This is a genomic window from Microbacterium sp. 2216-1, assembly GCF_046507855.1.
GTDB lineage: Bacteria > Actinomycetota > Actinomycetes > Actinomycetales > Microbacteriaceae > Microbacterium > Microbacterium esteraromaticum_C.
Genome location: NZ_JBKFTM010000001.1, coordinates 1,242,918 through 1,264,733 on the forward strand (window position 1 = coordinate 1,242,918; position 21,816 = coordinate 1,264,733).

At 66.2% G+C, this 21,816-nt stretch carries 20 protein-coding genes; 10 read left to right on the top strand and 10 right to left on the bottom strand.

Features of this window, described 5'->3' with window-relative positions; all coding sequences use genetic code 11:
• Positions 1-21 precede the first annotated feature (21 nt).
• From tatC to lnt, 3 genes are read left to right on the top strand one after another with little or no spacing between them, the layout of a single operon-like run.
• Positions 22-786: a twin-arginine translocase subunit TatC gene (tatC, locus tag ACLD0U_RS05775; protein ID WP_206551199.1), complete on the top strand. Its 765-nt coding sequence runs from the start codon at positions 22-24 to the stop codon at positions 784-786.
• Complete coding sequence (locus ACLD0U_RS05780) at positions 783-3,257, top strand: DEAD/DEAH box helicase (RefSeq protein WP_206820540.1); 2,475 nt, start codon at positions 783-785, stop codon at positions 3,255-3,257. Before tatC ends, ACLD0U_RS05780 begins: the two co-directional genes overlap by 4 nt.
• Positions 3,258-3,262: 5 nt before the next feature.
• The gene (lnt, locus tag ACLD0U_RS05785) at positions 3,263-4,786 is read left to right on the top strand and encodes an apolipoprotein N-acyltransferase (protein WP_410340271.1); all 1,524 of its coding nucleotides are present in this window, start codon (positions 3,263-3,265) and stop codon (positions 4,784-4,786) included.
• A 15-nt stretch (positions 4,787-4,801) separates the two neighbouring features.
• On the opposite strand, the gene ACLD0U_RS05790 is transcribed toward lnt, so the two are convergent.
• The 4 genes from ACLD0U_RS05790 to ACLD0U_RS05805 form a co-directional block, all read right to left on the bottom strand.
• Positions 4,802-5,185, bottom strand: coding sequence for an RNA polymerase-binding protein RbpA (locus tag ACLD0U_RS05790; RefSeq protein ID WP_179410854.1), 384 nt, complete (start codon positions 5,183-5,185; stop codon positions 4,802-4,804).
• Between the two features lie 120 nt (positions 5,186-5,305).
• Positions 5,306-6,082: a glycerophosphodiester phosphodiesterase family protein gene (locus ACLD0U_RS05795; protein ID WP_410340066.1), complete on the bottom strand. Its 777-nt coding sequence runs from the start codon at positions 6,080-6,082 to the stop codon at positions 5,306-5,308.
• Positions 6,079-6,996, bottom strand: coding sequence for an SPFH domain-containing protein (locus tag ACLD0U_RS05800; protein WP_179410852.1), 918 nt, complete (start codon positions 6,994-6,996; stop codon positions 6,079-6,081). The genes ACLD0U_RS05795 and ACLD0U_RS05800 overlap by 4 nt, the downstream gene beginning before the upstream one ends.
• Positions 6,996-7,478: an NfeD family protein gene (locus tag ACLD0U_RS05805; RefSeq protein WP_410340067.1), complete on the bottom strand. Its 483-nt coding sequence runs from the start codon at positions 7,476-7,478 to the stop codon at positions 6,996-6,998. Before ACLD0U_RS05805 ends, ACLD0U_RS05800 begins: the two co-directional genes overlap by 1 nt.
• Positions 7,479-7,589: 111 nt before the next feature.
• Between ACLD0U_RS05805 and ACLD0U_RS05810 the strand changes: the two genes are divergently transcribed.
• On the top strand, positions 7,590-8,354 hold the full coding sequence (locus tag ACLD0U_RS05810) for an SDR family oxidoreductase (RefSeq protein ID WP_179410850.1): 765 nt from the start codon (positions 7,590-7,592) through the stop codon (positions 8,352-8,354).
• A gap of 90 nt (positions 8,355-8,444) precedes the next feature.
• Here ACLD0U_RS05810 and ACLD0U_RS05815 read toward each other — a convergent pair whose 3' ends face one another.
• On the bottom strand, positions 8,445-9,017 hold the full coding sequence (locus tag ACLD0U_RS05815) for an HdeD family acid-resistance protein (protein ID WP_206549886.1): 573 nt from the start codon (positions 9,015-9,017) through the stop codon (positions 8,445-8,447).
• Positions 9,018-9,179: 162 nt separating this feature from the next.
• Here ACLD0U_RS05815 and ACLD0U_RS05820 point away from each other — a divergent pair, with 162 nt between their 5' ends.
• Positions 9,180-11,534, top strand: a complete 2,355-nt coding sequence (locus ACLD0U_RS05820) for an ATP-binding cassette domain-containing protein (RefSeq protein ID WP_410340068.1) — start codon at positions 9,180-9,182, stop codon at positions 11,532-11,534.
• A 10-nt stretch (positions 11,535-11,544) separates the two neighbouring features.
• Positions 11,545-12,345 (top strand): class I SAM-dependent methyltransferase, encoded by an 801-nt coding sequence (locus tag ACLD0U_RS05825; RefSeq protein ID WP_206823808.1) that lies wholly within the window; start codon positions 11,545-11,547, stop codon positions 12,343-12,345.
• A gap of 8 nt (positions 12,346-12,353) precedes the next feature.
• On the opposite strand, the gene ACLD0U_RS05830 is transcribed toward ACLD0U_RS05825, so the two are convergent.
• Positions 12,354-12,863, bottom strand: a complete 510-nt coding sequence (locus tag ACLD0U_RS05830; RefSeq protein ID WP_410340069.1) for a hypothetical protein — start codon at positions 12,861-12,863, stop codon at positions 12,354-12,356.
• A gap of 59 nt (positions 12,864-12,922) precedes the next feature.
• Between ACLD0U_RS05830 and ACLD0U_RS05835 the strand changes: the two genes are divergently transcribed.
• Both ACLD0U_RS05835 and ACLD0U_RS05840 read left to right on the top strand, forming a co-directional pair.
• Positions 12,923-13,372, top strand: coding sequence for an NUDIX domain-containing protein (locus tag ACLD0U_RS05835; RefSeq protein WP_410340070.1), 450 nt, complete (start codon positions 12,923-12,925; stop codon positions 13,370-13,372).
• A 149-nt stretch (positions 13,373-13,521) separates the two neighbouring features.
• Positions 13,522-14,244 (top strand): DUF2071 domain-containing protein, encoded by a 723-nt coding sequence (locus ACLD0U_RS05840; RefSeq protein ID WP_410340071.1) that lies wholly within the window; start codon positions 13,522-13,524, stop codon positions 14,242-14,244.
• Here the strand turns inward: ACLD0U_RS05840 and ACLD0U_RS05845 are convergent.
• From ACLD0U_RS05845 to ACLD0U_RS05860, 4 genes are all read right to left on the bottom strand, one after another.
• Entirely contained in the window at positions 14,229-16,577 is a 2,349-nt protein-coding gene (locus ACLD0U_RS05845; protein ID WP_410340072.1) for an arylsulfatase, read from the bottom strand. The genes ACLD0U_RS05840 and ACLD0U_RS05845 overlap by 16 nt on opposite strands.
• Positions 16,578-16,677: 100 nt before the next feature.
• Positions 16,678-18,342, bottom strand: coding sequence for an ABC transporter permease (locus tag ACLD0U_RS05850; protein WP_410340073.1), 1,665 nt, complete (start codon positions 18,340-18,342; stop codon positions 16,678-16,680).
• A complete protein-coding gene (locus tag ACLD0U_RS05855) occupies positions 18,339-19,262 on the bottom strand; it encodes an ABC transporter ATP-binding protein (RefSeq protein WP_179410840.1) in 924 nt (307 codons plus the stop codon). Before ACLD0U_RS05855 ends, ACLD0U_RS05850 begins: the two co-directional genes overlap by 4 nt.
• Positions 19,263-19,294: 32 nt before the next feature.
• The gene (locus ACLD0U_RS05860; RefSeq protein WP_179410839.1) at positions 19,295-19,963 is read right to left on the bottom strand and encodes a TetR/AcrR family transcriptional regulator; all 669 of its coding nucleotides are present in this window, start codon (positions 19,961-19,963) and stop codon (positions 19,295-19,297) included.
• A gap of 138 nt (positions 19,964-20,101) precedes the next feature.
• On the opposite strand from ACLD0U_RS05860, the gene ACLD0U_RS05865 reads away from it, so the two are divergent.
• Both ACLD0U_RS05865 and ACLD0U_RS05870 read left to right on the top strand, forming a co-directional pair.
• Complete coding sequence (locus ACLD0U_RS05865; protein WP_206549875.1) at positions 20,102-20,443, top strand: YciI family protein; 342 nt, start codon at positions 20,102-20,104, stop codon at positions 20,441-20,443.
• A gap of 40 nt (positions 20,444-20,483) precedes the next feature.
• Complete coding sequence (locus ACLD0U_RS05870) at positions 20,484-21,812, top strand: MFS transporter (protein WP_410340074.1); 1,329 nt, start codon at positions 20,484-20,486, stop codon at positions 21,810-21,812.
• Positions 21,813-21,816: the final 4 nt, after the last annotated feature.

Below are 21,816 nucleotides of genomic sequence, written 5' to 3' on the forward strand. Positions count from 1 at the left end.
GACGGGAAGCGCGATCGACGCATGTCGCTCGGCGAGCATCTGCGCGAGGCTCGCAAGCGACTGATCATCGCGGTGATCGGCCTCGCGGCCGGTATGGTGATCGCATTCATCGTCACCGACCCGATCATCAACTTCCTGACCGAGCCGATCCGCATCATCGATGAAGAGCGCGGTGGCGACTTCGCGGAGTTGATGTTCACGGGCATCGCTTCTGGATTCAACCTGCGAATCCGCATGGCTCTGTCGATCGGTCTGTTGTTGTCGGCACCGGTCTGGCTGTGGCAGATCTGGGCGTTCGTCATGCCGGGGCTCACCAAGAAAGAGATCCGGTACACGCTCGCGTTCGTCGGTGCGGCGATACCGCTGTTCTTCACCGGTGGGTACGTCGCCGTGCTGGTGGCACCGCACGTGATCGAAGTGATGTCGAGCTTCGTGCCCGAGATCGGCGTGAACTTCTTCGATTCCGATTACTACTACGACTTCATCCTGAAGTTCGTTCTGGTGATCGGTGTCTCGTTCGTGCTGCCGGTGTTCATGGTGGCGTTGAACCTCGCCGGTGTGATGTCCGGTGCGGCGATGCTGAAGGGGTGGCGGATCGCGATCCTTGTCGCCTCGCTGTTCGCGGCGATCGCGACGCCCGCGGCCGACATCGGTTCGATGCTGCTGCTGGCCGGCATTCTCGTGGTGCTCTACTTCGCCGCGGCCCTGTTGTCGTTGCTGTTCGACCGCCGCAAGAAGAAGCGCGAGATCGCCGCAGGTCTTGACCCGGACGCCCCGGCAGCATGACATCACCCGCTGAGCGCTACGCGGCAGCCCGATCGGCCGCGGAGCACCCGCAGACACAGGCGTTCTCGGCCCAGCAGCGCTTCGACCTGGACCCGTTCCAGGTCGAAGCCTGTCAGGCCCTCGAGCGCGGGCGCAGTGTGCTGGTCGCCGCCCCCACCGGTGCGGGCAAGACGATCGTCGGCGAGTTCGCGATCCACATGGCGATGCAGACCGCGAACGACAAGGCGTTCTACACCACGCCGATGAAGGCGCTGTCGAATCAGAAGTTCCGTGAGCTGGTCGATGTGTACGGCGCGGACCAGGTCGGTCTGCTCACCGGCGACACCAACATCAACGGCAACGCGCGCATCGTCGTGATGACTACCGAAGTGCTGCGCAACATGCTGTACGCCGACTCCGACGCCCTGCGCGGGCTGCGCTATGTCGTCATGGACGAGGTTCACTACCTCGCCGACCGGTTCCGCGGCCCCGTGTGGGAAGAGGTGATCCTGCACCTTCCGCAGGATGTGCGACTGATCTCTCTCAGTGCCACGGTGTCGAACGCCGAGGAGTTCGGTGACTGGCTTGACACGGTCCGCGGTGACACCGATGTGATCGTCTCCGAGATCCGCCCGGTACCGCTGGAGCAGCACGTGCTGGTGCGCGATGACCTGCTGCCGTTGTTCGACGACCGCGCCGGTGTCGCCACGGCACAGGTCAATCAGGAGTTGTCACGCCTGCGCTCTTCTTCCGGTCCGCGACATGAGAGCAATCGTCGGGCGCAGGAGTACCGCAGCAACCGCCACGCCGGCCGTCACGCTCAACGCCCGCCGCGCGGCGGTAAGCGCCCGAACAGGGGTGCCGACGAGCGCCGCATCGAGCGTATGGATCGTCCCGACGTGGTCCGTCTGCTCGAACGGGCGAACCTCTTGCCGGCGATCTTCTTCATCTTCAGCCGCGTCGGGTGCGATGCTGCCGTGCAGCAGGTCAGACGCGCCGGTGTGCGACTGACCACAGCGGAGGAACGCGCCGAGATCAAGGCGATCGTCGATGACCGCACACGCTCCTTGCAGGACGAGGACCTCGATGTGCTCGGATTCTGGGAGTGGCGCGACAATCTGGAGCGGGGTGTCGCCGCCCACCATGCCGGCCTCCTGCCCGCTTTCAAGGAAGTCGTCGAAGAACTGTTCCAGCGAAAGCTCGTGAAGGCCGTCTTCGCCACCGAGACGCTCGCGCTGGGAATCAACATGCCCGCGCGCACCGTCGTCCTCGAGAAGATGGAGAAGTTCAACGGCGAGGCGCGGGTCGCGATTACCTCAGGGGAGTACACCCAGCTCACGGGGCGCGCCGGCCGCCGCGGCATCGATGTGGAGGGTCACGCGGTCGTGCAATGGACCGCGGGCATGGACCCGCAGGCGGTCGCCGCGCTGGCTTCGCGGCGCACCTATCCGCTGAACTCCAGCTTCCGCCCCACCTACAACATGGCCGTCAACCTGATCGACCGGTTCGGTCGGGAACGGGCGCGCGAGATCCTCGAATCGTCGTTCGCGCAGTTCCAGGCGGACCGCGCCGTGGTCGGCCTGGCACGCAAGGTCAAGGACGCCGAGGAATCCCTGCAGGGCTACCGCACCGCGATGAAGTGCGAACACGGGGACTTTCCCGACTACGCGGCGATCCGCCGCGAGCTGAGCGACCTCGAGAAGAAGAACCGCAAGGACGCGGCGGCGCCCCGAGCCGTCCGCGAGAAGCGGATGAAGAAGATCCAGGGTCTGCGGACGCGCATGCAGCGCCACTCCTGCCACGGATGCCCCGATCGGGAAGCCCATGCGAGGTGGGCAGAGCGGTATTACTCCCTCAAGCGCGAGACCGATCGCACACGCCGGCAGATCGAGACCCGCACCGGCACTGTCGCCCGCACTTTCGACCGCGTCATCGACGTGCTGCAGGTGGTCGGCTATCTCGACGGCGAGGGCGGTGACCTCGCTCTCACCGAGGCCGGCCGCACGATGCGTCGCATCTACGGAGAGCGCGATCTGCTTGTCGCAGAGGCGCTACGGAACAACCTGTGGCGCAACCTCGATGCACCCTCGCTTGCGGCCATGGCGAGCTGCCTGGTGTACGAACCCCGCCGTGATGAACAGAACCTCGGCGAGCGTGGTCTGCCCCGCGGGGCGTTCCGCATCGCCTACGACCAGACGATGCGGTTGTGGGTCGAGCTCGATGAGCTGGAGCACGACTACGGCCTGCCACGCACCGAGCCGCTGGCTCCTGGGCTCGCTGCGGCGATGCACAATTGGACGCGAGGCGGTTCCCTCGATCGGGTGCTGGTCGATGCCGATATGGCTGCGGGTGACTTCGTGCGCTGGTCGAAGCAGACGATCGATCTGCTCGATCAGCTCTCGATCGTCGCCGAGGACGACCAGCTCGCCCGTACTGCACGGCGTGCACTCGATGGTGTGCGTCGCGGCATCGTCGCGTACTCGGCGGTGTGACCCGGATGCCGGCATCCGCCACCGCGGCTCCTGTGCGCCCGCTCGTGCCCCTGTGGCTCGCCGTACCGATGGCCGCGGCCGCAGGTGTGCTGATGAACTTCGCCTTCCCCGCAGTGGCGGCATGGCCCTTGGCTTTCGTCGCACTTGCCCTGCTGCTGCCCGCCCTGATCGGCCGGCGCTTCGGCGGCGCGCTGCTGGTGGCTGCGGTCTACGGACTCGTGCTGTTCGCCCTGCTCGTGTCGTGGACCGCCCGCTATCTGGGCCCGATTCCATGGGTGGCACTGTTCGTGCTCGAGGCAGCGCTGACGGCCATTGCGCTGGTGCCCATCACGCTGGCGTACCGGTGGCTTCCACGCGCTTGGCCGCGGAGCAGGACCGTGGTGCTGCCACTCACCGTCGCAGCGCTCTGGACGGTGCACGAGCTCTTTCTCGGCAACTGGCCGTACGGTGGCTTTCCCTGGGCACGGCTGGGCATGACGCAGTCGGAAGGGCCATTCGCTCCGGTCGCCTCGTGGGTGGGCGTGAGCGGCCTGACCTTCCTGATGGTCGCGGCGGTAGCCCTGCTGATCGAGGTCGTACGAATGCGCACGTGGCGACAGCCGTTGCGCCTGATCGCCCCGGCGCTGACGGTGCTCGTTCTCGTGTTCACGCCACTGTTCCCGACGACGCCGTCCGGAGCGATGAGCATCGCCGCGGTGCAGGGCAACGGTGCGACCGGGTACTTCGACGATCGCGAACCCTACGGTGTGATCACCGCGCAGACCGAGGCGATGGATGCGTTGCGCGGTGAGGATATCGACCTCGTCGTCTGGCCGGAGGGCGGGGTCGACTACGACCCGTTCCAGGATCCCGCGACAGCACGGCGGCTCACCCGGCTGGTGAACGTCTTCGACGCGCCATTGCTCGCCAACACCGCGACGCAACGCGGCGAGGAGTACTTCAACACGTCTTTCCTGTGGACCGACGAGGGCACCGCGACGCAGAGTCACGACAAGCGCCACCCGGTGCCGTTCGGCGAGTACGTGCCGGACCGTGACTTCTACTACGCCATCGCTCCCGACCTCATCGGCCTGATCGGCAGGGAGTACACGCCGGGCGTCAACCCGCCGTTCGTCGACGTCGACGGCGTGCGCGTGGGGCTGGCCATCTGCTTCGACGTGATCTACGACGAGGTCATCCGCGAGAGTGTGACCGCCGGTGCCGAAGTGCTCGTGTTCCAGACCAACAACGCCGACTTCCGTGGCACCGACGAGAACCTGCAGCAGCTCGCCTTCGCGCGCATGCGCGCGATCGAGACGGGGCGCAGCGTCGTCAACGTCTCTACGGTGGGCACGAGTCAGATCATTCGTCCGGACGGCTCGACCGTCTCGTCGCTGGACGCAGATGAGGCCGGAGCGTTGCTCGAGGATGTCGAGCTACGCTCCGGCCTCACGGCGGGTGTCGTGCTGGGCCCCTGGATTCAGCTGGTGCTGCTGGTCTCAGGCTGCGTCACGCTGATCATCGCCGGCGTGCGCGCCCGGCGCGAGTGATTCAGCGTCGGTGCCTCATGCGCCGATGCGCTCGTGCGACGGGTCGTCACCGTCGCCACGACGTGCCCGCACGTAGGCGAGCCGGTCTGCGAGAAGCTCTTCGAGCTCGTCGCGGGTGCGACGCTCGAGAAGCATGTCCCAGTGCGTGCGGGCCGCCTTCTCGTCGGCCTCTTCGAGCTTGACCGATGCGCCGTCGACCTGCAGCACCGCTTCCGCGCCGCACGCGCGGCACTCCCAGGTCTGCGGAGACTCCGCATCCGCGGCGAACATCAGCGTGGTCTCCTGACCGCACGACTCGCACTTGTACGTCGTAGCGCGACGTTCCATGAAAACGACGCCCTCTTCGCTCTGAAGGCTCTGCGCACCCAATCGGATGCCGCGAAGGCTGCGATCTGCCATTGTGTGGTCCTCTCGTCGCTGTCAGGTATAGCGCTCGCGCCTGTGCGCTTCATGCATGGTCGCGAGTTCTGCGCGGAAGACTCAGGATATTCTCAGGTTAAGGACGACGTTTTGGGTGTATCAGGGTCGACCGAGCGTACCCAGCGCGAGATCCGCACGATCGGTCACGATTCCATCGACGCCCGCATCGACGAGGCGTTGCATCTCGGCGGGATCGTTGACGGTCCACACATGCACTTCGACCCCCAGCGCGTGCGCCGCCCGCACGAGTGAGGGCGTCAGAATGCGCACGCCGGCATGACGTTCGGGGATCTGCACGGCGTCGACGCCGCGCAGTGCGCGAGCGGGGGAGAGGCGGGCCCCGGAGAGTGCACGCAACGCCGCGATGACGCGCTTACCGCCGGAGGTCGCCGGTGGTATCTCGGCGCCCGCGCGTCGAACGGAGTCCAGCGCCGCCGCGCGGTTGCGGTCTGAGAAGCTCGTCAACAGAACGCGGTGCGCGTGCGGAGCGATCTGCGCACCGATCGGGGCGGCGACAGCGGCAACCTTCACATCGATGTTGAAGCGTGAGCGCGGAAAGGCCTCGAGAGCTTCGGTGACCGTCAGCAGCCCACCGTGGTCGGCGAAGAGATCGACAAGCTCGGCGGTGCGCACCGAAGCAATCGACCGAGGGTCCCCGGCGATGCGCTGCAGCGTGCTGTCGTGGAACAGTACGACGTCGCCGTCAGCGGTGACTTGGCAGTCGGTCTCGATATAGCGCGCTCCCGCAGCATCCGCCGCGGCGAATGCTGCTGCTGTGTTCTCCCAGATCGCGGGATCCTGCCCGGGGGCGGACGCCAGACCGCGGTGCGCGAGAACCCTGGGACCGTCGATTCCTCGGAAGTACGGGTGCGTCACGCGTCGCGCTGTGAGTCGGAGCCCGGGCGGGGCGTGAACGCGCTGCCGATGCCCTTGAGCGCCTCGGTGAGCTCGCTGGGGATGATCCAGAGTTTGCTGGATTCGCTCTCGCTGATCTTCGGAAGCATCTGCAGGTACTGGTAGGCGAGCAGCTTGTCGTCGGGACGGCCCTGGTGAATCGCCGTGAAGACGTTCTGGATCGCTTCGGCCTCACCCTGCGCTCGGAGCACAGCCGCCTGCTTGTCACCCTCGGCCTTGAGGATTGCGGCCTGACGCTGACCCTCGGCTTCGAGGATCTGCGACTGCTTCGACCCCTCGGCCGTCAGGATCGCAGCGCGACGGTCACGCTCGGCACGCATCTGCTTCTCCATCGAGTCCTGGATCGAGACGGGCGGGTCGATCGCCTTCAGCTCGACCCGCGAGACGCGGATGCCCCACTTGCCGGTCGCCTCGTCGAGCACCACCCGCAGCTGCCCATTGATCTCGTCACGGCTGGTGAGCGCCTCTTCGAGGTTGAGTCCGCCGACGACGTTGCGCAACGTCGTGGTCGTGAGCTGCTCGACGGCGCCGAGGTAGTTCGCGATCTCGTAGGTAGCGGCGCGGGCGTCGGTCACCTGAAAGTAGACCACCGTGTCGATCGAGACGACGAGGTTGTCTTCGGTGATCACCGGCTGCGGGGGAAATGACACCACCTGTTCGCGCATGTCGATCAACGGGCGCAGCCGGTCGATGAACGGAACCAAAAGGTTGAGGCCCGGCGTAAGTGTCTTGTGATAGCGACCGAGTCGCTCGACGACGCCGGCTGTCGCCTGGGGGATGATCCGGATCGCCCGCGCCAGGGTGACGAGCACGAAGATGATGACGGCGATCGCCAGCACCCAGGCGATCGCGGCAGGGATGATCGAGCTGTCCATCAGAAGTCCTCTTCCGTGACGGGGTGGACGATCGCGGTCGCGCCGTCGATCTCGGTGACAGCGATACGGCTGCCTTGACTGATCGGAGCACCGTCGAAGCTCCGCGCGGTCCAGGTGTCACCGTTGCCGAGCTTGACCTGTCCCGACCCTTGGGTGATGTCGGTGAGTGCGACGCCACGCTGGTCGAGCAACGCGTCGAGGTTCGTCGGTGTCGGATCTTCATCCCGGCTGAGGCGATGCAGTAACGGTGGCCGCAAGAAGAACACGAAGGCCGCGGCCGCGGCGCCGGCAATGATGACCTGCGCCCAGATCGGTACCCCGACCAAGTCGGTGACCAGGCCGACGGCGCCGCCGAACGACAGCATCAGGAAGGTGAGATCGAGCGTGAGCATTTCGATCACCAAGAAGAGGGCGATCAGCACGATCCAGCCGATCCACGCCCACTCGTCGATGACCGTGATGAATGTCGTGAAGCCGTCCATGGGCCCTCCTGCGCTCAACTTACCACGCGTGGGGAACGCTCGGCCCGACCCGCGACGCTGTAGGCTGGGACGTCGCTGAACGTGCGAAATCCGCGCCCCCGAGGAGTAGTTATGTCCCAGGTTCTTCCCGCCGGATCCCTCGACGGCAAGGTGGCGTTGGTCACCGGTTCGTCGCGAGGTATCGGCGCCGACACGATCCGCTACTTCGCCGAGGCCGGCGCAGATGTCGTGATCAACTTCCGCAACAAGGCGCCGCGCGCTGAGAAGCTCGCGAACGAGCTGCGTGCGCTGGGACGCCGGGCTCTGGTCGTGGGCGCCGATCTGACCGACCCCGCGTCGGTCTCGGCGATGTTCGACCAGGTGCGCGATGAGTTCGGGCGTCTTGACATCCTGGTGCTCAACGCATCGGGCGGCATGGAATCCGGCATGGCCGAGGACTACGCACTCAAGCTCAACCGCGACGCGCAGGTGGGTGTGCTGAAGGCAGCCGAGCCGCTGCTGGGTGACGGCGCCCGCGTGGTGTTCGTCACCAGCCACCAGGCGCACTTCATCCGGACGACCCCGACCATGCCCGAGTACGAGCCGGTCGCCAAGTCGAAGCGCGCCGGTGAAGACGCTCTTCGTGAGCTGATCCCGGGGCTGACTGAGAAGGGCATCGGTTTCACGGTGGTCTCCGGCGACATGATCGAGGGAACCATCACGGCCACGCTGCTCGAGCGCGCGAACCCGGGTGCCATCGCCGGGCGCCGCGAGTCTGCCGGCAAGCTCTACAACGTGTCCGAGTTTGCTGCGGAGGTCGCGCAGGCGGCCATCGACGCGGTTCCGGCAGACAACACACGACTCATCGGTGACACTTCGGACTTCATCGCCGAGTGACCCTTGTGCGATGGTCGGTCTCGACCGTCGCACGAACGAGAGAAGGCGACCCGATTGCTCGGGGCGCCTTCTCTCGTTGTGAGGGGACGGTCAGACGGCCAGTGCCTCGACGTCCTTCTTCATCGTGATCGCACGGATGATCTGGATGAGTCCCAGCGCCACGAGCGAGGCGCCGAGCACGATCCACAGCAGGGCGGCTGCGTACAGCGGCGACAGGATGACGACGATACCGGCGATGATGCTGAGCAGCGAGTACAGCAGCGTCCAGACCTTAGTGGTCTTCTGCCCCATGATGCTCAAGGCGACGACGCCGTCGACGATCCAGCTGATGCCGATGAAGATGGCGACGACGATCGCCAGGGTGACCTTCGCCGCGCCCAGGTTGGCGAAGGCGATGATTCCTGCCGCGAGATACAGCAGACCCAGCAGGATGTGCCCGACACGGGCCCAGCCGCCACCCTTGCCCGAGAAGATGCCGAGCCCGATGTAGACGAGGCCCCCGACGATGAGGTAGGACGCGAAGATACCGGTGACGATCACCGCGGTCTTGCTCGGCCAGGCGAGCAGAACGATGCCGGCGATCAGTGCGATCGCACCGGACACGGCGAGGAACGTGCGAACGGACTTCATGAAGCTCTTCGCTTCAGTGAGTGCATCGGTCATGGGGAACCTTTCCTTGAGTCTCCTATGAAGGTGATGTTCCTCAGCGTAGCGGGGTGCCGGCGCCGGCACACGACTTTCTCGCCCATGGAGGGTGGCGTGTGTCGGACGTGGATGCAAGGATCAGACGGTCCGGCGTAGAAAACCCGGCGGAAGGAGCCACCCGTGGCAGACAGGCATCCGGCGGACGGCCACGACGTCATCCGCGTCGAGGGGGCACGCGAGAACAACCTCAAGAGCGTCAGCGTCAGCATCCCGAAACGGCGTCTCACGGTCTTCACCGGCGTCTCGGGGTCGGGCAAGAGCTCTCTCGTCTTCGACACGATCGCGGCGGAGTCCCGGCGCATGATCGACGAGACCTACAGCGCCTTCGTGCAGGGGTTCATGCCATCGGTGCCGCGACCGGATGTCGACGTGCTCGAGGGCCTCACGACGGCGATCCTCGTCGATCAGGAACGCCTCGGCGCCAACCCGCGGTCAACGGTGGGAACCGTCACGGACGCGAATGCAATGCTGCGCATCCTGTTCTCGCGGTTCGGCGCACCGTACATCGGTGGCCCGACGGCCTTCTCGTTCAATATCCCGACCCAGCGCGCGAGCGGTGTGATGACGGGGCCGGGCGGCGAGAAGAAGATCGTGAAGGATGCCGTCTATCTGGGCGGTATGTGCCCACGCTGCGAGGGCAGGGGATCGGTGTCGGATCTGGATCTGACACAGGTCGTCGACGAATCGAAGTCGCTGTCGGACGGCGCCATCCTGGTGCCCGGCTACACCGCCGACGGGTGGATGGTGAAGCAGTTCGCCGGCTCGGGCTTCTACCCGGCCGACAAGCCGATCGCCTCGTTCACCGAGAAGCAGCGCCACCTGTTCCTGTACGGCGAGGTGACCAAGGTCAAGATCAACGACATCAACATCACCTACGAGGGATTAATCCCCAAGATCAGCAAGTCGATGCTGTCCAAAGACATCGACGCCCTGCAGCCGCACATCCGCGCATTCGTCGAACGCGCCGCGACGTTCGCCACATGCCCCGAATGCGACGGGACCCGTCTGACGGAGGGGGCGCGGTCGTCGAAGATCGATGGCGTCAGCATCGCCGATGCCTGTCGGATGCAGGTGACCGACCTGGCCACCTGGGTCCGCGGGCTGGAACTCCCCGGTGCCGGTCCGCTGCTGGAGGCGCTGCGGGCGAATCTCGATTCCTTCGTGACACTGGGACTCGGGTATCTGAGCCTGGAGCGCCCGTCGGGCACGCTGAGTGGGGGAGAGGCCCAGCGCATCAAGCTGCTTCGGCACCTGGGATCATCCCTCACCGACGTCACCTACGTCTTCGATGAGCCGACGATCGGGTTGCATCCGCACGACATTCAGCAGATGAATGCCCTGCTGCTGCAGCTGCGCGACAAGGGGAACACCGTTCTGGTCGTCGAGCACAAGCCAGAGACCATCGCGATCGGCGACCATGTCGTCGATCTCGGCCCCGGAGCCGGTAGCGCGGGAGGCGAGATCGACTTCAAGGGTTCGGTCGAGGACCTCGCCGCCAGTGACACGGTCACCGGCCGACATCTGAAGGATCGCGCGCGTCTCAAGGAGGGCGTCCGCACACGTACCGGGGTCATCGAGGTACGCGGTGCCAACGCGAACAATCTGAAGAACGTCGATGTGGACGTCCCGACCGGGGTGCTCACGGTGATCACCGGTGTCGCTGGCTCGGGTAAGAGTTCACTCGTGCACGGCTCCATTTCGCCGCGTCCGGACGTCGTCTCGATCGATCAGACGGCGATCAAGGGCTCGCGCCGCAGCAACCCCGCCACGTACACCGGAATGCTCGATCCGATCCGCAAGGCATTCGCGAAGGCGAACGGCGTCAAGCCCGCGTTGTTCAGTGCGAACAGCGAAGGCGCATGCCCCACGTGCAAGGGCGCCGGCGTGATCGTGACAGAGCTCGGGTTCATGGACACCATCGAGACGCCCTGTGAGGATTGTGGCGGCAAGCGTTTCCAAGCAGCGGTGCTCGACTACCGGCTGGGTGGACTCGATATCACGCAGGTGCTCGATCTGCCCGTGGCCGAGGCGCACGCGTTCTTCTCGGCACCCGATACCAGGATCCCCGCGGCCGTGAAGATCCTCAGCCGTATGGAGGACGTCGGGCTCGGCTACCTCACGCTCGGCCAGCCGCTCTCCACTCTCTCGGGCGGAGAGCGTCAGCGCCTGAAGCTCGCCATCCAGATGGGCGAGGCGGCAGAGACATACGTGCTCGACGAGCCGACCACCGGCTTGCACCTCGCCGACGTCGACAATCTGCTCGCGCTGCTCGACCGGCTCGTTGATTCCGGAAAGACGGTCATCGTGATCGAGCACCACCAGGCGGTGATGGCGCACGCCGACTGGATCATCGACATCGGCCCGGGGGCAGGACACGACGGCGGTCGCGTGGTGTTCGAGGGCACCCCGGCCGACCTCGTGGCGGCGCGTTCGACGCTGACAGGGCAGCACCTCGCCGACTACGTCGGGGCGTGACTCGGTGCCGATGCAGGAGGACATTGATGCCCGCATCCAGTCCTACTACACGAGTGTGTTCGATGAGCATGCGCGTCTGACGACGCGTTCGGCGCAGGGTCCGCTGGAGTACGTGCGGACGCAAGAGATCATTCGGGAGCATGTCTCGGCGGGCACGATGATCGACATCGGTGGCGGCGCGGGAATCCACGCACGCGCGCTGACGGATGCCGGCTACGTCGTCGAAGTTCTCGATCCGGTTTCGCGTCACGTCGAGCAAGCCCGCGCGCTCGGCCTCAACGCGCGGGTGGGAGACGCCAGAGAGCTGCCGTTCGCCGCTGGGTCCTTCGATGCGGCCCTGCTGCTCGGCCCTCTGTATCACCTGGCCGCCTATGCTGATCGAATCCTTGCGTTGCGCGAAGCAGCGCGCGTTGTCGGTCCTGGCGGATTCGTCTTCGCCGCTGGCCTGTCGCGATACATCGCGTTTGGTCAGGCCACACTGGGCCGCGACGTTCCGGAGCCGTATCCGGGGGAGTGGGTCTCCCTCGCGGCCCAGGGAAAACCCGCTGATGGCATGCGATTCCCCGCCGGGCACTTCCATACCGCCGAGGAGCTGGCATCCGAAGCGACTGCCGCCGGACTCGACGTCATCGAGGTCGTCGGCGTCGAGGGTCCTGCAGGTATCCTGCTCGAATCGATGGTGGATGCGGGGGAGGAGCTCTCTCAGGCAGCGCTGGCGATCGCGCGTGCCGCAGCGGACCGCCCGGGCGTTCGCGATATGAGCGCGCACCTCATCGCTGTCGCTCGGGTCCCTGGTGGATCAGGTGACTGAGGGGCCGCTCAGCACTGCTCTTCGGACTGCTCGGTCATGATCCAGTGCTCCACGCCGGGTTCGAGCACGACAGTGCCGCAACTGCCGCCGGCGTACGTCACGAAGAGTTCCGCGCGCTGCGCTTCTTCAGAGACGGTCTCGATGTCGACCTCCGCGACGTCGCCCGTGGCCGCGTAGGCCTGAGCGGTGACATTCGTCATCTCCGCGCAGTCGGAGACCGGGAATCCACTGGCCTTCATCTCGGCCAGCATCCGCTCGACCAAGGCGTCACTGAGATAGGCGCACGCGACATCAGCATTCGGCTCGCGGCTCGCCGCGAGCCAGTCGAGAAAACTCTGCTGCGGGGTGGCGGAGGATGTTGTCGGTGACGGCGCGGGCGACGTCGCCGTCGGCTTCGTGGTTGCACTGTCGTCTGCGGCAGGCGGAGTCGCCGACGCTGAGCAGCCGGTGAGTGCCAACAGCAGGACTGCCGCTCCGGCTGTGAGTGAACCGGTGAGGCGACGGCGCGTTGTGGTCATCCGATCAGTATCACCAGTTCTCATGAGCGCGTCCACTCACGTGCGCGATGATGGACCCTATGTCTGTCGATCGCTCCATCGTTCGTGTCAAGGCCATGATCGTCGTTCCCAGTGCCGACGGATCGCATCACCTGGTCAGCGCCAACGGCCGGACGCGTGAGAACCCGCTGGGCTTCCACCGTCTCATCGGAGGGAGCGTTGAACTCGGCGAGACCTTCGAGCAGGCGATCATCCGAGAGATCGATGAAGAGCTCGACGCCAGCATCATCGACCTCACGCAGCTCGGCGTCGTCGAGAGCATCTTCACCTACGAGGGCGCGCTCGGCCACGAGGTCGTCGCCGTGTTCGCCGGGAGGCTCGATCCGGAACCGCCGAAGGGCGGCGGCACGCTCACAGAATCCGATGGCACTGTCGTTCCCGTTCTGTGGCGCTCGCTCAGCGATGATGACGTGGAGATCCCGTTGTACCCGGCGGCTGCTCGCGACCTGGTGTCCGCGGCGATGCCCTAGACGGCAACGACTCCGGTGAGCACCCACGCGCTAAAGCCGATAATGCACATTATGTCAGTTCAGGTAGTTGCACCTCTCCCCACGCCTGACACGACACGAGGATCACGCCCCCGGCACACATAACGCGCGCACCGTCATACGATGTGGCCGTGACCATCACGACTCCGCGCATGGCAGCGACAATCGAGCGACGGCTTCTCGTCAACTACCGGGTTCAGCCAGACGCGATCGCTCCGATACTTCCCGACGGGCTTCGCCCACAACTGGTTGACGGCAGCGCCGTAGCCGGCGTCTGCCTTATCCGCCTTGCGCACTTCCGACCGGCGTGGTTCGCACCGCGGGCCGGCCATCGCAGCGAGAGCGCCGCGCACCGGATCGCCGTCGAATGGGATGGTCTGCGCGGCGTGCGCACCGGCGTCTTCATCCCCCGCCGCCACTCTGCATCGCGGCTGGCCCGTGCCGCCGGCGGTCGTGTCTTCCCCGGCGTGCACGAAGCGGCTCGCGTGACCTCGATCGAGTCGCACGACAGCGTGCATGTCACGGTCACCTCGACCGACCTTCGCGTGGACGTCGCCGTCGATGTCACCGAACCTGCGCATTTCCGCAGCTCGCTGTTCGCCGACGTCGAGCAGGCATCCGAGTTCTTCCGAAAGGACTCCCTCGGCTTGTCGCCGACACGGAGCCTTGGGCTCGAGGCGCTGCACCTCGACACCGATGCGTGGCGGGTGCACCCCGGTCACATCAGGCATGCCGCCTCGAGCTTCTTCGATGGCCTCCCGACAGGTGCGGCCGAACTCGACCATGTGCTCGTTATGCGCGACGTCCCGGTCGTCTGGAGCGCTGAGCGTCACGCCGATCACTGGCGGCGATAGCGCGTCCTGAGCACGAGGTTCGGGTCCGAAACGGCGTCATCCCCCGTATCTATGACGACCTGGGCGATCGATCCGGAGAAGACCCCACGCTCGACTCCGTAGTCGGCTACCACCGGGTCGAGGCTGTCGAGTCCCACGTCGAGTCCTTCATCGAACGAGAACAGTCCCGGCACGGTGCGTTCGATTCGCCCGGAGGCCACGCGGTCGTCGTCGTAGAACAACGACGCGGTGCCGCCCTTGCCGACTCCGCCGCCGTCGTAGGCGAACTCAAGGCGGATGTCGTGCTCCCCCGCCGTCAGCACTCGATCCGAACGTACGGAATGCGTCCCCAAGCCGACGAAGTTGTGCGCGTAGGTGAGACGGCCCTCGGCGAAGTACAGGCTCCAGCCGCCGAATCCTCCGCCCTGCGCGATCAGAGCGCCACGCGCCGTCACACCCTCGTCTAACTGAACGCGTGCCGTCACCGAGAACGACCTGTTCTTGACGTTCAGCACGGTGTTCTCGTTCAGACGCGACATGCCCGGCCGCAGCACCTGTCGCGTGCGGCCGCCCATCAGATCGGGCCGCCCCGCGATCGTCGGATCGAAGCGCTCCCGTTCGCGGTCGTCGATGGGCAGCACGTTGTACTTGGCCCCCTCGATGAGGAACCGGTCCTGCATCTCTCGCAGCTTCTCAGGCATCTCGCTGGCGAGATCATGCGCCTGTGTCCAGTCATCGGGACCGTACAGCTCCCAGGCATCGTCCGTGAGCGCGGGGATCTGGTCGTCTGGATCCGGCCACGGCAGCAGGTGCTGCGTCACCGCCGTCCACCCCTGGTGATAGATGCCACGGTTTCCCGCGATCTCGAAGTACTGCGTGATGTGGCGCTCAGCGGCGCCTGCATCCTCAAGCGCGTACTTGAAGCTCGTGCCCTCGACCGGACGTTGCTGTACGCCGTTGACACTCACGGGTTCGGGAATTCCCGCGTACTCGAGCACGGTCGGAACGACATCGATGAGATGGGTGAACTGGTGGCGGCACTCCCCCGCAGGCACCTTGCCCGGATAGCGCACGATGGTACCGGTCCGGGTTCCTCCCCAATGCGAAGCGACGATCTTGCTCCACTGGTAGGGCGTGTTCAGCGCCTGCGCCCATCCAGACGGAACGTGGTTGAATGACGCCGGCGTCCCGACCTCGTCGAGATGAGGCTCGATGTCCGCCGTGGTCATCAGCACATTATTCTGATAGGCCATCTCATTGAACGTCCCGTACGCGCCAGCCTCCGCAGAAGCCCCGTTGTCGCCGAGAATGTAGAAGATCAGCGTGTCGTCCAGAACGCCCTGCTCTTCCAGAGAGTCCATCAGGCGAGCGACCTGATCATCCATGTGCCGGGCCATGGCGGCATACGCTTCGAAAAGTCGGGCACCCACCCGCTGGTCGGCAGGCGTGAGCTCATCCCACGAGGGGATCTTCGCGTTCGGTGAAGTGAGCTCGGCATCGGCGGGAATGACCCCGAGTTGCTTCTGGCGAGCGAAGATACGAGCCCGCTCTTCGTCGTAGCCGTGGTCGAAGGCGCCGCGCACCGCCTCCAGGTAGCTCTGCGGGGCGTGATGCGGCGCGTGCGTCGCACCGAAGGCGAGGTAGGTGAACCACGGCTTGTCGGGCGTGAGGGATGTCAGGTTCCCGATCCAGTCGATGGCTTGATCGACCAGGTCCTCCGAGAGGTGGTAACCCTCCTCGTAGGTGCGCGGCGGCTCGATCGGCTTCGTTCCGTCGACGAGAGCGGGAGTGTACTGGTGCGTGTCGCCGCCGATGAAGCCGTAGAAGCGCTCGAACCCCTCCCCTGTCGGCCAACGGTCGAACGGCCCGGACGGGCTCGTCTCCCAGGGCGGTGTCTGATGATGCTTGCCGAACATGCCGGTGGAATAGCCATTCAGTTTGAGCACCTGCGCCAGCGTCGCGCAGTCATCGGGACGCACGCCGGTATAGCCGGGGAACGAGGTCGCGACCTCAGCGAGAGCTCCCATCTCGGCGGAGTGGTGGTTGCGCCCCGTCATCAGCGCTTGACGCGATGGCGAGCACAGCGCCGTCGTGTGGAAACGGGTCAGTTTGACGCCGTCGGCGGCGATACGTTCGGCCGCGGGCATCTGACACGGGCCACCAAACGCGCTGCTGCCGCCGAACCCCATGTCGTCGACGAGGATGATCAGCACGTTCGGAGCGCCTGCCGGCGGCCGCAGCGGCGCTGCGGGATGCGGCGGCACGGCATCCCGGGCATCCACCGGAGTGTCTGCCCCAACGCGCGGCCGCTGGATCGGGAGGTGGTGTCGTCCGAACGCTGTCTCCGATGCCATGAATGACACCCTTCTCTTCATCTGCAGACCGCAACAGTCGCACAGTACCGTCTTGCCGGCTCGACACGCCAGTGACGCCGTACTGTGCGACTGTCGCCGGTCAGGCCGTCGTCAGGTCGCGACGTCGGAACCCGGCGACGCCGATGCCGATCAGCGCGACCGTCGCGGCCGTGAGCACCGCCACGCCGGACCACGATAGATCCTGTGCGGGGTACTGACCGACGTGTCGGAACACCGAGGTCGACAACAGCGCTTCGTCGAGCTGCAGCATGTCGCCGAACAGGCTCAGTGCCGTCCCCCACCCGAACACGGCCCACGTGAGGCCGACGAGCCGCGGGGCGAACCCGTAGAGCGCGACGGCGAGTCCCAGCAGAGCCCACACGGAAGTGACCTGCGCGATCTGTCCAACGAGCACGTCACCGAGCAGCCCCCACTCATCCGTTGCGAGTGCGGCACCGATGCCGTTGCCCACCCCTGCCAGCGCGAGCAGCCAGACCGAGCCGAGCGCGGCGACGATGGTCCACGACAGCAGCCATCCGGCGCGTGACACCGAGGCGGCGAGTACCGGCTCCGTACGGACCGACTGTTCCTCGCCGACCAAGGCCTGCACCGAGAGGATGGCGAACACGGCCACCATGAACGCGAAGTAGACGCTCATGAAGCCCAGATAGCCCTCGATGATCCCCTCGGTCCCTCCGAAGATGATCATGATCTCGTCGGGCAGCCCGGCCGCATTCTCGACCATGGGCTCGGCGAACGTGCCGAAGGTGATGCCGCCGAGCAGGATCGCCACCGACCACCACACCAGCGCAGAGCGCTGTAGGCGGAAGGCCAGGGACAGGGGGCCGCGCAGCCAGCCCGGAGCGCGACCCGCGCCGAGCCGGTCCGGAAGGATGCCCGCGGCGAGATCGCGGCGAGACTGTAGCGCCACGGCGGTCGTCGTGCACAGTACCGCGAACCCGAGCGACAGCAGCAGGGGCCACCACCGGTCAAGAGTCAGCGGTGCCGTCTGCTGCGACCAGCCGAGAGGTGACAGCCACGAGAGCCAGCCGAGGTCGCCGCCCTGTGCGCGGGACATGTCCCCGAGTCCGCGGATGACGAACGCTGCTCCGAGCACCGCTCCGGCCATGCCTGACGCGGCCCGTGAGAACGCCGACAACTGCACGGTGACAGCTGTCACGCCCGCGAAGACGAGCCCGACGGCGCCGACACTGCAGGCGAACAACAGCGATGGCCCGAATACTCCCGGCTCCAATGGGGAGAAGTGGAAGGCGAGTGCCATCAGCACGGTCATGACGACGTTCATCAGCGCTACGAGGATCACCGCGGCCGCGAGCTGCGCGTGTCGACCGACGACGTTGGCACGTACGAGCTCGGCTCGTCCTGCTTGTTCCTCGGCCCTGGTGTGCCGTGAGACGGTGAGGATGCTCATCAGCGCTGCGCCGAGCATCAGATAGACGCCGTAGATCCCCACCACGATCCTGCCGACTGTGATCTCGTCGAAACCATAGCCGGGGCCACCGATGAGCGCGATGACCGGGTTCCGCGCCAGCGCGGCGAAGCCCTGCACTGCCGTCTCATCGAGAATGAGGCCGATCGCGTTCGCGAAGTACGCCATCATCAGCGTCAAACCGAGCACCCACGATGTGAAGCGCACACGGTCGCGGCGCAGCATGAAGAGCAGGAGCCTGCCCGTCCCGGTCAGCGAGCCGCCGGATCCGGATGCCACGTGCACCCGCGTCGGTGCGTCCAGCACAGCGGTCATGATGCGCTCCTGCTGAGCTCGTCACCGTAGTGGCGCAGCAGCAACTGCTCCAGCGTCGGCGGTGCGGCGGTCAACGTCTGCACACCGAGCGCGGAGAGCTCGCGCATGATCTCGGGGAGGTGTTGGGTGTCGGCATCGAAGCGAAGCTGGCTACCGTCCCGCAGGTAGTTGTGGATGCCCTCCCGCGCCTCCAAACCGGCCGGTGCGGTCGTCGTCTGCGCCGTCACCGACGTCCGCCCGAGGTGCCGCAACTCCCCGAGTGTTCCCGACTCCACGATCTTGCCGTTGCGCACGATCGAGATCCGGTCCGCGAGCACCTCGACCTGCGCGAGGATGTGGCTGGAGAGCAGTACCGTGCGTCCGGCCTCCTTGGCCTCTCGAATGCACTCCTGGAAGACCGCCTCCATGAGCGGGTCAAGACCGGCGGTCGGCTCGTCGAGAAGCAGCAGTTCGACGTTCGAGGCCAGCGCCGAGATCAGCGCGACCTTCTGCCGATTCCCCTTGGAGTAGGTGCGTCCCTTCTTTCGCGGGTCGAGATCGAAGCGCTCGATCAGCTCGTCGCGCTTCTTCTCGTCGATCCGGCCGCGCAGGCGCGCGAACAGGTCGATGGCCTCACCGCCGGTGAGATTCGGCCAGAGCTCCACGTCGCCGGGAACATAGGCCAGACGTCGGTGCAGGGTGACGGCGTCGGTCCAGGGATCACCGCCGAGTACGCGTACGGTTCCGGAGTCGTGCCGGAGGATGCCGAGGAGCACGCGGATGGTGGTCGACTTGCCCGCGCCGTTGGGGCCGAGGAAGCCGTGCACCTCCCCCGGTGCCACGTCGAGAGTCAGCCCATCGAGAGCGCGCACGGCGCCGAAGGACTTGGTGAGGTTCGAGATGCTGATGGCGGATGCCGCCGAATCGGTCTGCTGGTTCATGATCGTTCTCCATCGAGGTCTGGGGGGGCAGTTCACGGGACCGGTTCTGCAGGAGGATCGTGCTGGCTGCCCGGCGTCGCGCGCGGACCGGGAGTCGCGTGCGACTCGGGCACGGACTCGATGAAGCCGTGGAGATAGAGGTCGTAGAGCGATGGCGCGATCCGCCCCATCGAGTCCTGCAGATCGGCCGTACCGAGCGCCCGACGCAGTTTGGGTTCGAGCATCAGTGGCGCCAGCGCCAGTGCGGCGATCGTCGCGGACTGGGCGCGACGGTCTTCCCCCTGTCGCATGGTGTACCCCGCGAATCCGTCCTCGATGAACCTCTCGACCATGTCGACATAGTGATCGAAGAAGCGCTGCCCGTGCTCGGAAGGGTCGAGGATCGACTTCAGCAGGTACTCGGCATGGGTGCGCATCTCTGGGTCGCCGAACAACTCCGCAACGACGAAGGGAGAGCGGTGCGCGTTCTCGCGCTTGCGTGCGGTGAGCACCGCGAAAACGTGATCATCGCAGACAGCACGCAGTGCGTCCTTCGATCCGAAGTGATGGATCACGAGTCCGGGAGAGACACCGGCAGCCGCAGCGATCCCGCGCACCGTCGTCTTCGCGAAACCGTGCGCCGCAAACTCCCCCACGGCGGCGTCGCGGATGCGCGCTGCCGTCTCTGGCGCTGTGTGCGGCGCTCGTCTGGTTGAACTCATGTTTAATATTGAACGCCTGTTTCATATCCGTGTCAAGAGATATCGGCGCACGGGCTGCGACGCCTTTCGCGCGGTCGGTGCACGCGCGAGACTGGAGGCCCGGTCGGTTCCGTAGCCACCGCCGGAGAGGAGAACCGGATGACCAAGTACCTGATCTCATTCCCCAGCGGCGCGATGGATGTCTCCGACGAGGAGCTTCCCAGCGTGGCGGCCGCGGCGCATGCCGTCGTGCGCGAGGCGAAGGCAGCCGGCGTCTGGGTCTTCGGCGGTGGCATCGACGAGTCGGTCGAGCCGCTCCTGGTCGACGCGGATGGCAATGCCAAGCCGGGCACGTACCCGCAGACCGCGCGAATCGAGGGCGGATACTCCGTGCTCGAACTGCCCTCGGCGGAAGCCGCCGTCGAATGGGCGGCGAAGATCGCCCGCGCCTGCCGCTGCGCGCAGGAGGTGCGCGCGTTCCAGTACGACCCCGAGAGCTGATCGCGACATCCACACGAACCCGTCGCAGTAGCCTGGACCTGTGACCACCGCTCCCCCGCTCAGTTCGACACCGGGCTGGCGGGCATGGCTCGTGTGGGGTGTCGCTGTTGCCGCGTACATCCTCGCGATCACCAACCGCAGCTCACTCAGCGCCGTCGGAGTCGATGCGGCCGAGCGGTTCCAGGCGGATGCCGCCACGCTGTCTCTCTTCGCGGTCGTACAGCTGGCCGTGTACGGCGGCATGCAGTTGCCCGTCGGGGTGCTGCTGGACCGATACGGCTCACGCCCGATCATGGTCATCGGCATGTTGCTGATGGCGCTGGGACAGTTCGTCATGGCGATCTCGCCCAGCATCGGCATCGCCCTGGTCGCCCGCGTGCTGCTGGGCGCCGGCGACGCCGCGATCTTCCCCGCCGTGCTGCGACTGGTCGCGACCTGGTTCCCCGCGCAGCGCGGACCTGTGATGGTCCAGATGACGGGGCTCGTCGGGCAGACCGGGCAGCTGGCGGCACTGCTTCCGCTCGCCGCGCTGCTGCACGCCACGACGTGGACGATCACCTTCGGCAGCGTCGCCGGCCTGGGCCTGCTGTTCGCGATCCTGGTGTGGGCGATCGTGCGCAATCACCCACCCGAGCAGCCGGCGGACGTCAGTGTGAACACCGAGACGGGCGCGGTGCGCGTGGTCACGTCGGCAATCGACACCGGTGTCGGCATCCGCGCCGCGTGGGCGCACCCCGGCACGCGATTGGCATTCTGGTCGCACTTCACGACGCCGTTCGCCTCGACCGCATTCCTGCTGCTGTGGGGCATGCCCTATCTCACCGCCGGTGAGGGGCTCAGCGCGGCAGCCGCCGCTGCCCTGTTGTCGCTCAACGTCGTGGTCGCCATGACGCTGAGCCCCATCCTCGGCATCCTTTCGCGACGCATTCCCACGCGTCGCTCACTCGCGCTCGTACTCCCGAGCATCGGCATCCAGGTGGTCGCATGGGTCACCGTCGCGTTCTGGCCGGGGCCCGCACCGATGTGGCTCCTCACCGTGCTCGTGATCTGCCTGGCCGCCGGTGGACCGGCATCCATGATCGCGTTCGACCACGCTCGCACGCACAACCCGGCCCACCGCTTGAGCACCGCGACCGGCGTCACCAACTCGGGCGGATTCCTCGCCGCGCTCACCGCGATCTTCCTGATCGGACTCACCCTCGACCTGCAAGGCGCGGGTACGCCCGACACCTACACGCTGGAGGCGTTCCGCTGGGCGTTCCTGACCCAACTACCGCTGTGGGCGATCGGCGTCGCGTTCATCATCCACGAGCGCAAGAGCACCCGCATCCGCATGGGACTCGATCCCGAGCGCAAACGGCACCGCTGACGCC

Excerpts from the sequence above, each read along its gene's own strand:
- ACLD0U_RS05810 (WP_179410850.1), top strand. The coding sequence starts at position 7,590 with ATGTCCCAGGTTCTTCCCGCCGGATCCCTCGACGGCAAGGTGGCGTTG.
- ACLD0U_RS05790 (WP_179410854.1), bottom strand. The coding sequence starts at position 5,185 with ATGGCAGATCGCAGCCTTCGCGGCATCCGATTGGGTGCGCAGAGCCTT.
- ACLD0U_RS05860 (WP_179410839.1), bottom strand. The coding sequence starts at position 19,963 with ATGAGTTCAACCAGACGAGCGCCGCACACAGCGCCAGAGACGGCAGCG.
- ACLD0U_RS05800 (WP_179410852.1), bottom strand. The coding sequence starts at position 6,996 with ATGGACAGCTCGATCATCCCTGCCGCGATCGCCTGGGTGCTGGCGATC.
- ACLD0U_RS05845 (WP_410340072.1), bottom strand. The coding sequence starts at position 16,577 with ATGGCATCGGAGACAGCGTTCGGACGACACCACCTCCCGATCCAGCGG.
- ACLD0U_RS05850 (WP_410340073.1), bottom strand. The coding sequence starts at position 18,342 with ATGACCGCTGTGCTGGACGCACCGACGCGGGTGCACGTGGCATCCGGA.
- ACLD0U_RS05865 (WP_206549875.1), top strand. The coding sequence starts at position 20,102 with ATGACCAAGTACCTGATCTCATTCCCCAGCGGCGCGATGGATGTCTCC.
- ACLD0U_RS05835 (WP_410340070.1), top strand. The coding sequence starts at position 12,923 with ATGTCTGTCGATCGCTCCATCGTTCGTGTCAAGGCCATGATCGTCGTT.
- ACLD0U_RS05805 (WP_410340067.1), bottom strand. The coding sequence starts at position 7,478 with ATGGACGGCTTCACGACATTCATCACGGTCATCGACGAGTGGGCGTGG.
- ACLD0U_RS05825 (WP_206823808.1), top strand. The coding sequence starts at position 11,545 with ATGCAGGAGGACATTGATGCCCGCATCCAGTCCTACTACACGAGTGTG.
- ACLD0U_RS05780 (WP_206820540.1), top strand. The coding sequence starts at position 783 with ATGACATCACCCGCTGAGCGCTACGCGGCAGCCCGATCGGCCGCGGAG.
- tatC (WP_206551199.1), top strand. The coding sequence starts at position 22 with ATGTCGCTCGGCGAGCATCTGCGCGAGGCTCGCAAGCGACTGATCATC.
- ACLD0U_RS05815 (WP_206549886.1), bottom strand. The coding sequence starts at position 9,017 with ATGACCGATGCACTCACTGAAGCGAAGAGCTTCATGAAGTCCGTTCGC.
- lnt (WP_410340271.1), top strand. The coding sequence starts at position 3,263 with ATGCCGGCATCCGCCACCGCGGCTCCTGTGCGCCCGCTCGTGCCCCTG.
- ACLD0U_RS05830 (WP_410340069.1), bottom strand. The coding sequence starts at position 12,863 with ATGACCACAACGCGCCGTCGCCTCACCGGTTCACTCACAGCCGGAGCG.
- ACLD0U_RS05855 (WP_179410840.1), bottom strand. The coding sequence starts at position 19,262 with ATGAACCAGCAGACCGATTCGGCGGCATCCGCCATCAGCATCTCGAAC.